The organism is Pseudomonas sp. FP597 (genome assembly GCF_030687435.1).
Taxonomy (GTDB): Bacteria; Pseudomonadota; Gammaproteobacteria; order Pseudomonadales; family Pseudomonadaceae; genus Aquipseudomonas; species Aquipseudomonas lactucae.
In genome coordinates, this window is sequence record NZ_CP117432.1 from 2,624,768 (window position 1) to 2,636,990 (window position 12,223).

General features: G+C 62.4%; 14 protein-coding genes. 3 read left to right on the plus strand and 11 right to left on the minus strand.

The features are described from left to right. Window positions 1-15: 15 nt before the first annotated feature. The 3 genes from PSH66_RS12285 to PSH66_RS12295 are packed head-to-tail and all read right to left on the minus strand — an operon-like array spanning window position 16 to window position 2,429. On the minus strand, window positions 16-675 hold the full coding sequence (locus tag PSH66_RS12285; protein WP_141064158.1) for a LuxR family transcriptional regulator: 660 nt from the start codon (window positions 673-675) through the stop codon (window positions 16-18). A 57-nt stretch (window positions 676-732) separates the two neighbouring features. Next, a complete protein-coding gene (locus PSH66_RS12290) occupies window positions 733-1,098 on the minus strand; it encodes a cupin domain-containing protein (RefSeq protein WP_003173212.1) in 366 nt (121 codons plus the stop codon). A gap of 32 nt (window positions 1,099-1,130) precedes the next feature. Continuing rightward, a complete protein-coding gene (locus PSH66_RS12295; protein WP_141064159.1) occupies window positions 1,131-2,429 on the minus strand; it encodes an FAD-binding oxidoreductase in 1,299 nt (432 codons plus the stop codon). Window positions 2,430-2,658: 229 nt separating this feature from the next. On the opposite strand from PSH66_RS12295, the gene hpaR (PSH66_RS12300) reads away from it, so the two are divergent. Continuing rightward, window positions 2,659-3,081, plus strand: coding sequence for a homoprotocatechuate degradation operon regulator HpaR (hpaR, locus tag PSH66_RS12300; protein WP_078732661.1), 423 nt, complete (start codon window positions 2,659-2,661; stop codon window positions 3,079-3,081). A gap of 147 nt (window positions 3,082-3,228) precedes the next feature. Here the strand turns inward: hpaR (PSH66_RS12300) and hpaI are convergent, their stop codons facing one another. The 8 genes from hpaI to PSH66_RS12340 form a co-directional block, all read right to left on the minus strand. After that, entirely contained in the window at window positions 3,229-4,032 is an 804-nt protein-coding gene (gene hpaI, locus PSH66_RS12305; RefSeq protein ID WP_305429189.1) for a 4-hydroxy-2-oxoheptanedioate aldolase, read from the minus strand. 15 nt (window positions 4,033-4,047) lie between these two features. Further along, window positions 4,048-4,851, minus strand: a complete 804-nt coding sequence (gene hpaH, locus PSH66_RS12310) for a 2-oxo-hept-4-ene-1,7-dioate hydratase (protein ID WP_003173217.1) — start codon at window positions 4,849-4,851, stop codon at window positions 4,048-4,050. Between the two features lie 12 nt (window positions 4,852-4,863). Beyond that, window positions 4,864-6,168 carry an MFS transporter gene (locus PSH66_RS12315; protein ID WP_078824100.1) on the minus strand — a complete coding sequence of 435 codons (1,305 nt, stop codon included), beginning with the start codon at window positions 6,166-6,168 and terminating at the stop codon, window positions 4,864-4,866. A 51-nt stretch (window positions 6,169-6,219) separates the two neighbouring features. Beyond that, a complete protein-coding gene (locus PSH66_RS12320; protein ID WP_003173219.1) occupies window positions 6,220-6,612 on the minus strand; it encodes a 5-carboxymethyl-2-hydroxymuconate Delta-isomerase in 393 nt (130 codons plus the stop codon). A gap of 99 nt (window positions 6,613-6,711) precedes the next feature. Beyond that, a complete protein-coding gene (hpaD, locus tag PSH66_RS12325) occupies window positions 6,712-7,569 on the minus strand; it encodes a 3,4-dihydroxyphenylacetate 2,3-dioxygenase (protein ID WP_003173220.1) in 858 nt (285 codons plus the stop codon). A gap of 47 nt (window positions 7,570-7,616) precedes the next feature. Then, window positions 7,617-9,077 (minus strand): 5-carboxymethyl-2-hydroxymuconate semialdehyde dehydrogenase, encoded by a 1,461-nt coding sequence (hpaE, locus tag PSH66_RS12330; RefSeq protein ID WP_003173221.1) that lies wholly within the window; start codon window positions 9,075-9,077, stop codon window positions 7,617-7,619. A gap of 5 nt (window positions 9,078-9,082) precedes the next feature. Next, complete coding sequence (locus tag PSH66_RS12335; RefSeq protein WP_003173222.1) at window positions 9,083-9,853, minus strand: fumarylacetoacetate hydrolase family protein; 771 nt, start codon at window positions 9,851-9,853, stop codon at window positions 9,083-9,085. 11 nt (window positions 9,854-9,864) lie between these two features. Further along, on the minus strand, window positions 9,865-10,524 hold the full coding sequence (locus PSH66_RS12340; protein WP_003173223.1) for a fumarylacetoacetate hydrolase family protein: 660 nt from the start codon (window positions 10,522-10,524) through the stop codon (window positions 9,865-9,867). A 170-nt stretch (window positions 10,525-10,694) separates the two neighbouring features. Here PSH66_RS12340 and hpaA point away from each other — a divergent pair, with 170 nt between their 5' ends. Both hpaA and hpaR (PSH66_RS12350) read left to right on the plus strand, forming a co-directional pair. After that, window positions 10,695-11,600 carry a 4-hydroxyphenylacetate catabolism regulatory protein HpaA gene (gene hpaA / locus PSH66_RS12345; RefSeq protein ID WP_003173224.1) on the plus strand — a complete coding sequence of 302 codons (906 nt, stop codon included), beginning with the start codon at window positions 10,695-10,697 and terminating at the stop codon, window positions 11,598-11,600. A 172-nt stretch (window positions 11,601-11,772) separates the two neighbouring features. Further along, entirely contained in the window at window positions 11,773-12,195 is a 423-nt protein-coding gene (gene hpaR / locus PSH66_RS12350; protein ID WP_003173226.1) for a homoprotocatechuate degradation operon regulator HpaR, read from the plus strand. Window positions 12,196-12,223: the final 28 nt, after the last annotated feature.

Genomic DNA, 12,223 nt, shown 5'->3' on the forward strand with positions numbered 1-12,223 from the left:
AATGGTTGACCCCGCTTAAAGAAACAGCGCGGCCACCAGCTCGGTGCGGCTGCTGACGCCTGTTTTGCGAAACAGATGAATCAGGTGGGTCTTGATGGTGGGCAGGCCAACATCCAGCGCCTGGGCCAGTTGTTTGTTGCTCGCGCCCTGGCGAAGCAGCCAGGCGATCTGGCGCTCCTTGGGCGTGAGCCCGGCCAACCCGTCGTCAGCCGGTTGCATGTTGGCCACGGCCATTTGCAGCATCACCTGCAAGGCATTCAACTGGGCCAGTTGGTCGAGGGTGAACACCCCTTGTTCAGCCGTGCGCAGCAGCGAGATGGCGGCCTGGGGCTGGTCGGCGCGATGGGCGACGATCTCCACCACATCGACGACCCCGTAGCGCGCGAGGAAGTCGCGGTAGCGGCGGCTGTCACGCAGCGGCTGCCTGGCCATGGCCAACCCCAGCGGCACCACGGCCAGCCCGGTGGACAGGCAGTTGCGCGGTTGCAGGGGGTCGAATTGGCGGTAGTTGTCCAGGTAATCGCGGTGCATCTCACCGCTCATGCCCAGCAGCCTGAAGTCGCGGGCTTGCAGGTGGCGGTCGACGCAATAGAACGCCGCCTGGCTGGCGGGTACGAGTTGGGTGAAAGCCTGCAGGCAAAGGCCGGCGACTTCCTGGGCGGGGATGGCGTGCATGGTCGGTTACCTGCGCCAGAAAAAACGCTGCCGGCACACGCCGGCAGCCAGGAGCGATCAGACTACCGCAAAATAATGCTTCACGAAGCTTTCGCTGACCACGTCCCACAGCACCGGCGTGCCCTTGGTCACGAACCAGCTGTCGCCGGCCTTGTAGCGGGTGCTCTGGCCGGTGCTTTCGTCGGTCAGCACCACTTCGCCGGTGACCACGGTGGCCTGTTCGGCGAATGGGTAGATCATGCGAAACTTGCCCTGGGTGGTGCCGAAATAGGCGCTGCTGACCGGGTCGGTCGGGGCGCCGAAGGTCATCTTGCCGAAGGCCTTGACCTCGCCTTCAAGGATCTCGGAGCCAAGGTCGGCAACGGTGCCCCAGGCGTCGAGGTCCGATAATTGAATATCTTTTTTCAGGGGGGTAACGGGCATGGCGGTTCTCCTGTGAATGAAACAGCGGGGGCTCAACGGCGACCGTTGAAGTAGCCCGACAGTTGATGAAGGCTTTTGCCGGCGGTGAGCAGCAGTGGGCGGATATGGTCCTTGCCGAGGATTTGCGCGTGCTTGACCGAACTGATCAGGTCATAGCGCGAAGAGCCTTCGCTCATGCCCTCGGCCAGAACCTTGCAGATGATATGGCTGGGCGTGACGCCGAAGCCGGCGTAACCCTGCACGTAAAAGGCGTTGGGGCGACCGCTGAGCGTGCCGATCTGCGGGAACAGGTTGGCTCCGGTCGCCATCGGCCCGCCCCAGGCCAGGTCGATCTTCACGTCCTTGAGGTACGGGAAGATTTTCAGCATCAGGTTGCGGTTCCAGGCCTTGAGGTCCAGCGGGATGTGTTCGACGAAAGGCGTGGCGGCGCCGAACAACAGGCGGTTTTCGTTGGTGACGCGGTAGTAGTCGATCACCGGACGAATGTCGCTGTAGGCGCCGCGTATCGGGCTGATGCGGTTGATCACCTCGTCCGACAGCGGTTCGGTCATCAACTGGAAGGCATAGGTGTTGACGGTGGTCTTGTGCAACTCCGGTTCAAGCTTGTTGAGGAAACTGTCACAGGCCCACAGCAACTTGGCGGCCTTGACCGAGCCACGGCCGGTGCGCACGGTGACTCGCTCGCCATAGCTGACTTCCAGGGCAGGGCTGTGCTCGAAGATGCGCACCCCATGCCCGGCCAGCGCCTTGGCTTCGCCCAGCAGCAGGTTGAGTGAGTGCACATGCCCGCCGCCCATGTGCAGCAACGCGCTGCTGTAGGCATCGGAGCCGATGATCTGCTTGACCTCGGAGCCCGCCATGAAGCGGATTTCATCCTTGGTGTTGATCGACTTGAAGTCTTTCTCCCAGGCGCGCAGGGTCTTTTCCTGGCGGGCGTTGAAGCCCATGTAGCCGTAGCCGTGGCGGAAGTCGGCGTCGATGGAGTATTTGGCGATGCGGTCCTTGATGATGCCGGCGCCCAGCTCGCTGATTTCAAAGATCTGGCGCAGGCCTTCGTCGCCGACTTGCTGCTTGATCTTCTCCAGGTCATGGCCGATGCCCGCCATGATCTGCCCACCGTTGCGGCCCGTACCGCCGAAACCCAGGTAACGCGCTTCAAGCACCACGATGTTGGTGATGCCTTTTTCCGCCAGTTCCAGCGCGGTGTTGATGCCGGAGAAACCGCCACCAATCACCACCACGTCGGCGTCCACGTCCTGTTCGAGGGTCGGGAAGCTGAGGTTGTATTTCTTGGTTGCCGAGTAGTAGGTCGGCGTTTCGAGAGTGATCATGGCGCAGCCTGGAAAGTGAAGGGGGACTCACCGCAGAGCCGACAAGAGGCTCTGTGCCTGTTGGGTGCTATTAAGTGCCTTCCGAGCGGTAGGTGTCTTGATTCTGTGTGCCGCCGCGCTTGACCGTGGCTGCCACTGAAACCTGCGTAGGGGTAAAGCTGCACACGGAGAACAGGTGCCGATGCTAGAATGTTGTTAATCTGTTAACTAAATACGACGCCGACTTTATATGCCTCAATTGCGCCAATCCTTGACCCTCAGCTTGCTCCATGCGCGGGAAGCCGCCATGGGGTTTTTTCGTCCCTCGCTTAACCAGCATGGGTTGACCGAACAGCAATGGCGGGTCATTCGGATCCTGAGCCAGCATCAAGAGCTGGAGATCAATCGCCTGGCTGAATTGGCCTGCATCCTCAAGCCGAGCATGACCGGGGTGCTGGTGCGCATGGAGGCGGCGGGGATGGTGGAGCGGCGCAAGGCGCACCAGGATCAGCGGCGCGTACTGGTGCGGCTGGCGGAGAAGGGGCAGGCCTGTTTCGCTTCGATGAGCCAGTGCATGGAGGCCAATTATCAGCGTTTGCAGGCGGGGTTCGGCGAGGAGAAGTTGCAGACGCTTCTGGGTTTGCTCAATGAGCTGAAAACGCTGAAGCGCTAAGCCGAGGCTGCACCTGTGGCGAGCGGGCTTGTTGTGGCGAGGGAGCTTGCTCCCGTTGGACTGCGTAGCAGTCCCCATTTTTTAGGGCCGCTTCGCACCCCAACGGGAGCAAGCTCCCTCGCCACAGGCCACTTTTCATTTGCAACTCTAGTAAATTGCCCCCGCCGCGCTGGCCGGCACCGCTGCCCCCTTGAACGCCGCCGCCAGGCTTTGCAACCCACGCATCAGCACCGTGGTGTCCACGCCCACGGCGACGAACGCCGCGCCCAACTCAATGTAACGCCGCGCCAACGCCGGGTCGGCGCTCAGAATGCCGGCGGCCTTGCCGGCTTGGCGGATGCGTGCGATGGCGTCTTCGATCGCCGCCTGCACCTCGGGATGCCCTGGGTTGCCGCGATGGCCCATCGAGGCGCTCAGGTCGGCCGGCCCGATGAACACGCCGTCGACGCCTTCCACGGCCGCGATTGCATCCAGATTGGCCAGGCCTTCGCGGTTTTCGATCTGCACCAGCAGGCACATCTGCTCATCGGCCTTGTCGAGGTACCCGGCGATGCTGTTCCAACGCGATGCGCGTGCCAGCGCACTGCCGACGCCGCGCACCCCCTTGGGCGGGTAGTGGATGGCGCTCACCAGTGCCTGCGCCTGCGCGGCGCTCTCGACCATGGGCACCAGCAACGTCTGTGCGCCGATGTCGAGCACTTGCTTGATCAAGGCCGTATCGCCGATGACCGGGCGAATCACCGGATGGCTGGGGTAGGGCGCCACGGCCTGGAGTTGGCCGAGCATGCCGCGCAGGTCGTTGGGCGCATGTTCGCCGTCGATCAGTAGCCAATCGAAGCCGGCGTTGGCGGCCAGTTCCGCGCAGTAGGCATCGGCCAGTCCCAGCCACAGGCCGATCTGGGCTTCGCCGCTGCGCAGGCGTTGTTTGAAGGTGTTCACAGGCATATCCATCGAGCCGTCCTCCGTTTACACAAAACGACAGGCAATCGAGCCGAGCATGTCGTAGTCGACATGGAAGGTATCGCCGGGGTTGGCCGCCACCGGGCGGGTGAAGGAACCGCCGAGAATGATCTGCCCCGGTTGCAGGGTCACGTCATAGGCGGCCAGCTTATTGGCGAGCCAGGCCACGCCCTTGGCCGGGTGGTTGAGCACGGCGGCCGACACGCCGGATTCTTCGATCACGCCATTGCGGTAGAGCACGGCGGGCACCTTGCGCAGGTCGATCTCGGTGGGGCGCACGGCGCGCCCGCCCATCACCACGCCGGCGTTGGCCGCGTTATCGGAAATGGTGTCGAACACCTTGCGTGTCGCCTGGGTATGCGGGTCGACCTGCTGGATGCGCGCATCGATGATTTCCAGCGCCGGGATCACCCATTCGGTGGCATCGAGCACGTCGAACACGGTCACATTCGGGCCTTTCAACGGCTTGCCCAGGATGAACGCCAACTCGACCTCCACCCGCGGCACGATAAAACGCTCGAAGGGGATGTCGGTGCCTTCGTCGAAGAACATGTCATCGAGCAGCGCACCGTAATCCGGCTCGGTGATGTTGGAAGACACCTGCATGGCGCGTGAAGTCAGGCCGATCTTGTGACCGACCAGCTTGCGCCCGTCCTTGATTTTCTGGGCGACCCACGCGCGCTGGATGGCGTAGGCGTCGTCAAGGGTGATTGCCGGGTGTTCCAGGGAGAACTGGCGCACCTGTTCCCGTGAACGTTCCGCCTGGTCGAGGCGGGCGGCGGCTTGCTGGATAAGCTGTTGATCGAGCATGACAAGGGTCTCTCAGTGAGGGTTGACGATGGCCGCCTGGGTGCGCAGCACCAGCACGCCACCGAGTGCAATGAGCAATGCCAGGGCGTAGAGGGCCAGGCTGGCGCTGTGTGTGGTGTCGCGCATCCAGCCGATCAGGTAGGGCGCGAAGAACGAAGCGATGCTGCCGAAGGAGCTGATCAAGGCGATGCCGGCGGCCTGGGTGTGGTTGGACAGGAACGCGGGGGGCAGTTGCCAGAACATCGGCAGCGCCGCGCTGGCGCCCATGCCGGCGATGATCAGGCCGCCCAGCACCAGGGTCGGGTTGGTGGGGGCGAGCCCGGCGATGGCAATGCCGCCCGCCGACATCAATAACGGCACGCACAGGTGCCAGCGGCGTTCGCGGTGGCGATCGGACGAGCGCCCGCAGCCGATCATGAAAAAGCACCCGGCCAGGTACGGCACCGCACTGAGCAGGCCGACCTTGCCGTCGCTGCCGACCCCGGCGCCGTGGATCAGCGTCGGCATCCAAAACGCCAGGGTATTGACCGCCAGCATCACCGCGAAATACACCGCCACCAACAGCCACACTTGCCGGTTGTGCAGAATGGCGGAGAACGAGGTGATGGATTTGCGCTGTTCTTCGCTGTGCAGTTGCTCGCGCAATTGTTGCTTTTGTGCAGGTGTCAGCCAGGTGACACGCTCGAAACTGTCCGGCAGGCATTTGAGCACCACCAGCCCGAGCAGGATGACCGGCGCACCCTCGATCACAAACATCCACTGCCAGCCGCGCAGGCCGCCCAGGTCATGAAAGTGCTCAAGGATGCCGCCCGAGAGCGGTCCGCCGATCACCCCGGCCATGGGCACCGCTATCGCAAACAAGGCAGTGATTTGTGCACGCCGACCGGCCGGGTACCAGCGGTTCAGGAACACCAGGATGCCCGGAAAGAAACCCGCTTCGGCCACCCCGAGCAAAAAGCGCAGCACATAGAAGCCCGTCGCGCTGTCGACCAGGAACATGCAGGTCGACAGCGCGCCCCACACCACCATCAGCGTGGCGATCCAGCGTCGCGGGCCAACACGGTCCAGGGCCATGTTGCTCGGTACGCCGAACAGCGCGTAGGCGATGAAGAACAGACCGGCACCGAAGCCATAGACGGTGTCGCTGAAATTGAGGTCGGTGCTCATCTGCATCTTGGCGAAGCCGATGTTGATGCGGTCGAGGTGCGCGAACAGGTAGCAGATCAGCAACAGCGGCATCAGCCGCCAGGTGATGGCGCTGTGGGTGCGGTCGCGGACGACGCTCGCAAGGGTGTCGGCGGTATTGGCTGTGCTCATGGTTTTATACTTTTTGTCTGAGAGGCCGATGGAACGAACGGGCAGGGCGGGTTAACTCACCTGCGCCTTAAGGAAGGCGTGCACATTGTTCTGCTTGAAATTGAGCTGCTCGTGCAGTTCGACCATTTCAAACGACAAGGCCAGCAGGCGTTGGGCTTGCAGCTCGGCGAAGTGCGCGGTGATCACCTCGAAGAGTTTTTCGGCGACCTTCTGCCGGGTTGCCAGGTCACGGCCATGACCGACCTTGAGCGTCATGTGCACGAAGGCGTAGTCATGCTTGCCGTCGGCCATGCGCCAGGTGTCCAGGCGCACGCCGCGGCTGCGGATGCCGCCCAGCGGGAACACGCCGCTCTCGCCCAGGGTGGCGTGGACTTTTTCGAACAGGCCCGGCAGGTCCGCCTGCTGTTCAAGGTTGTCGGTGTACTCAGCGATGAAGTGGGGCATGGAGCCTCCTGCGTCGGTAGCTTTTAGCGGCAGGTTTCAAGCGGCAAGTGAGCGTGATCGGCTTGTAGCTTGCGGCTTGAAGCGTGTAGCTGTTCTTGTTCATACCGGGAAAATGGCGTTGATCTGCCCGGTGCCCGAGCTGCCGAAGGGTTCGGTGATGATCTCGGCGGGCTTGGCGTACTCCTGCCCGCCGAGCAACCCCAACAGCATGGCGGTGTCGTGCATCTTGCCTTCGCCAAAGCAGTGCTCGGCGTAGTCGGGGAGCATGGCGCAGAACTCTTTCCAGCGACCCTGGCGCCACAGCTCCACCACGTGCAGGTCGACCTGTTTGTCGAACTCGCGCGTCCAGTTATGGATATTGGCTTCGGCATTGCGGTCATCGGAGAACCGGTGCGACAGCGAGCCGGAGGCCAGCACCACGACTTTGCGGTCGCTCTTTTCGATGGCGCGGCGCACGGCGGCGCCGAAGGTGAAGCTGTCTTGCAGACGATGCCAGGCGCACCAGGCGGCAATCGACACCACGTTGAATTTTTGATCGTCCGGCACGCCCATGTGCATGTAGCGCATCGGCACCAGGGTGCCGTATTCCAGCTCCAGGCTCGGAATGTTGTGGGCCAGGGTGCGCACGTCGGCCGCGTTGGCCTCCAGCGCGATCAGCTCGCCCAGCTCCGGGCAGCCCGGGTACTCGTACTCCATGTTCTTGATGAAGTGCGGCAGTTCGTTGCTGGTGTAGATACCCTTGAAGTGCTCGCCGCTGTTGACGTGATAGGCGCTGTTGACCAGCCAGTGCACATCGAACACCACGGCGGTATCGGCGCCCAGTTCGCGGGCACGCCGGCCGATTTCCTTGTGGCCGGCAATCGCCGCCTCACGGCAGCCATGGTGTTTGCCGGGCAGCTCCGACAAATACATCGAGGGGACGTGGCAGATTTTCGCGGCCAGGACGACTTCGCCCATGATGATTCTCCTGAAATTGTTGTTGTCTTAGGGGATTTTGGTGTTGCTCAGACGCCCCAGCGTGGAATGTGATGGCTGCCCATCGAGATGCACACGTTCTTGATCTCGGCGAACACCTCGAAGCTGTATTGGCCGCCTTCACGGCCGGTGCCGGAACCTTTCACCCCGCCGAATGGCTGGCGCAGGTCGCGCACGTTCTGGCTGTTGATGAACACCATGCCGGCTTCGATGCCATAGGCCAGACGATGCGCCTTGCCGATGTCCTGGGTCCAGATGTAGGACGCCAGACCGTATTCGGTATCGTTGGCTAATTGCAGGGCGCAGGCTTCGTCCTTGAATGGAATCAGGCACACCACCGGGCCGAAGATTTCTTCCTGGGCGATGCGCATGTTGTTGTTCACATCGGCAAATACCGTCGGCTGGATGAACTGCCCTTTGCTCAAGTGCGCCGCCAGGTTGGCCGGGCGCTCCAGGCCGCCGGCGAGGAGGGTGGCGCCTTCTTCGAGGCCGATCTTGATGTAGCCGGTGACCTTGTCGTAGTGCGCCTGGGTGATCATCGAGCCGACCTGGGTCTTCGGGTCTTGCGGGTCGCCGACGATCAGGCGTTTGGCGCGCGCGGCGAACTCAGCCACGAACTGCGGGTAAACGCTTTCCTGGATAAAGATCCGGCTGCCGGCGGTGCAACGTTCGCCGTTGAGCGAGAAAATCGTGAACAGTGCCGCGTCGAGGGCGCGCTCCAGGTCGGCGTCTTCGAAGATCAGCACCGGCGACTTGCCGCCCAGTTCCATGGAATACTTTTTCAGGCCCGCGGTCTGCATGATCTTCTTGCCGGTGGCGGTGCCGCCGGTGAAGGAAATCGCGCGCACGTCCGGATGGCGCACCAGCGCATCGCCGGCGGTGGCGCCGTAACCCTGGATCACGTTCAACACGCCGTTGGGGATGCCGGCTTCGACGGCCAGGCGCCCCAGTTCGTTGGCGGTCAGCGGTGACAGCTCGGACATCTTCAGCACGGCGGTATTGCCCAGCGCCAGGCACGGCGCAGTCTTCCAGGTGGCCGTCATGAACGGCACGTTCCACGGCGAGACCAGCGCGCACACGCCTACGGGTTGGTACAGGGTGTAGTTGAGCATCTGGTCATCGACCGGGTAACTGTGCCCGTCCATGCGCGTGCAGACTTCGGCAAAAAAATCGAAGTTGTGCGAGGCGCGTGGGATCAACACGTTTTTGGTCTGGTGAATCGGCAGGCCGGTGTCGAGCGTTTCCAGTTCGGCCAGGCGCGGCACGTTCTGTTCGATCAGCTCGCCGAGTTTGCGCATCAGGCGCGCACGTTCCTTGGCGGGTGTGCCGGCCCACTTCGGAAAGGCTTCCTTGGCCGCCGCCACGGCCTGCGCCACCTCTTCTGCGCCGCCGCTGGCGACTTCACCGATGGCTTCGCCGGTGGCCGGGTTGTAGTTGACGAACACGTCTTTGCTTTCGACCTCACGGCCGTTGATCCAATGTTTGATCATGCTGCTCAAGCCTCTGTACGGGCGTTGAAGAACGCCGCTTCGCTGACAATTCGATTGACCAGGCGACCCACGCCTTCGACTTCCACCACCACTTCATCGCCCGGCACCACATCCGCGAGACCTTCGGGTGTGCCGGTGGCGATCATGTCGCCGGGTTGCAGGGTCATGAAGCCGGACAGGTATTCGATCAGGTAGGGGATGTCGAAAATCATGTCCTTTGTGCTGCCTTCCTGGCGCAGTTCACCGTTGATCCAGGTGCGCAGCTTCAGGTTGCTCGGGTCGGGCACATCGGCCACATCGACGATCCACGGGCCGACCGGTGTGGTGGCGTCGCGGTTTTTCACGCGCAGGTTGGGGCGGTAGTAGTTTTCCAGGTAGTCACGAATGGCGTAGTCGTTGCACACCGTGTAGCCGGCCACATAGTCCAGGGCGTGTTCGCGCTTGACGTTGCGCGCCGGCTTGCCGATGACGGCCACCAGTTCGCACTCGTAGTGCATGTAGGCGACGTTATCCGGGCGCCAGGTCACCTGGTTGTGGCCGGTATAGGTGCCGGGGGATTTGATGAAGGCCAGCGGCTCGGTGGGCGGCTTGAACGCCAGTTCGGCGGCGTGGTCGGCGTAGTTCAGGCCCAGGGCGAACATGCTGCCGGTGGCTGGTGGCAGCCACTGCACCTGGTCTTCGGCCAGCAGCCGACCATCGGCCAGGCGCACGGCGTTGTTGTCTTCGACATGGGCGAGGTGGACTTCGCCTTCAAACTGGATGCGGGCGTGTTTCATACAAGCTCCTGTTACTCGGCCACGACGTGGTTGGCGAGGCGGCCCAAACCGCTGATTTCAACTTCAAGGGTGTCGCCCGGCTGCACGTCGACGCGACCTTCCGGGGTGCCGGTGATCAGCACGTCACCGGCGTGCAGGGTCATGAACTCGCTGATTTCGGCGATCAGCAAAGGAATGTTGCGCACCAGGTTGGCGGTGGTGTTCTGCTGGCGAATCTCACCGTTGACGTACAGCGTGATCGCCAGGCCGTGCGGGTCTTTGATCTGCGCGGCGGGGATCAACTCGGGCCCGACCGCACAAAAACCGTCACGGCATTTGGCTTTGACGGCAGGGCGGTAGTAGCTGTCTTCCGGCAGGCTGAATTCATTGACGATGGTGTAGCCGGCCACGTAATCGAGGGCGTCGGCCGCGCTCACGCGGCTGGCGCTCTTGCCCATCACCACACCCAGCGCCGGGCCGGGTTGCAAGCGTTCGCCCTGGCCTGGATGCACCACTGCGGCGCCGTGCTGATTGCGCGTGTTGGGCGTCTTGATAAACAGCACCGGTTTGACCGGCGGCTTTTGATACGGCGGCTGTTCGAATTCGGCGAGGCGCTGTTTGAGCAGCCCCTGGTAGTTCAGTGCGACTGCGAACAGGGTGCCGGTGGCGACGTCATGCAAGGCACGGCTCATGCTTTCTCCTGGCAGAGCCATGGGGCTCCGATTTTTGTTAATGTGTTAACAGTTATAATTAAGATGTTAACTATCGTCAAGCGTGGCAGACTTTCTTCCCGGTGGTTGCGCTGCGCGATTCGGTGCAGGATGAGCACCACGGCAATCACAATAAAAACGAGCAGCGTGCGATGACCGACCGTCAACCGATCCCGAACATCAACATCGGCCAGGTGTACGACCAGCGCTACAGCGACGCGCAGGTGCATTACGACCGGCTGGCCAACCTGGCGGGTTTCTTCGGGCGCAACATGCCGGTGCACCGGCACGACCGGTTCTTCCAGGTGCACTACGTCAAGAGCGGCACGGTGCGCGTGTACCTGGACGACCAGCAGTACGTCGAGTCCGGGCCGATGTTTTTCCTCACGCCGCCCACCGTGCCGCACGCTTTTGTGACCGAGGCCGACAGTGACGGGCACGTGTTGACGGTACGCCAGCAACTGGTCTGGCAATTGATCGAGACCGACCCCAGCCTGGCACCGGCCGGGGCGCAGCTGCCGGCGGCGTGTGTCGCGCTGGCGCATTTGGGGCCGCACAACGCGGGTGAAATACGCCGGCTGGATTTTCTGTTCGACGAATTGAGCGAAGAGGTGGACGCCCAGCGCCCAGGGCATGGCGCTGCCCTGGACAGCTTGACGCGCTTGATCATGGTCAGCCTGTTGCGGCTGTGCTCCCATTCGTTGAAAGCCACCCCGGCGCGGCACGAAGACCTGAAGATCTTCCACCGTTTCAACGAGCTGATCGAAGCGCACTACCTGCAGCACTGGCCGTTGTCGCGGTATGCGCAAGGCATCGGCGTGACCGAGGCGCGACTCAACGATGTGTGCCGACGCATCGCCGACCTGCCGTCCAAGCGCCTGATCCTGGAACGCCTGATGCAGGAGGCCAAACGCCTGCTGCTGTTCACCGGAAGCTCCGCCAACGAAATCTGCTATCAGCTCGGGTTCAAGGATCCGGCCTATTTCAGTCGGTTTTTCCAGCGCTACGCACAGCTCACTCCGGGGGAGTATCGCCAGCGACAATTGGGTTTGCGTTGAGCCAGGCATGGGCCGTTGCGCCTTGGTGTTGTTGATCTTATAGCGATCAGCATGACCAGCGCGGCGCTTGGACAGAATGGCTTTTACGCGGAACCGATTGCACTTTTCACAGGCTTGCGTGCGCCGGGCGGCGACACTAAGCTGCCGACTCGTTCATCCACGTGGTGCCGATATGGCCAACCCCAGACCTTCGCTGACCCTGATCCTGCTGCAAGCCCGTGAAGCCGCGATGGCGTTTTTCCGGCCGGCCCTGAACAAACATGAACTGACCGAACAGCAATGGCGGGTGATTCGCATCCTGCGCCAGCAGGGCGAGCTGGAAAGCCATCAACTTGCCCAGCAGGCGTGCATCCTCAAACCGAGCATGACCGGTGTGCTCAGTCGTCTGGAGCGCGATGGCCTGGTGCGTCGGCAGAAGTCCAGCCAGGACCAGCGACGCGTGTTCGTCGGCCTCACCGAGCGCGGCCAGCAGTGCTTCGTGTCGATGAGTGAAGGCATGGAAAGCAACTACCGCAAGATCGAAGAGCAGTTTGGCGCGGAAAAAATGGAGCAACTGCTGAGCCTGCTCAACGAGCTGAAGAATATAAAGCCTTGATGCGTAAAACTCATTAACAGGTGAACGT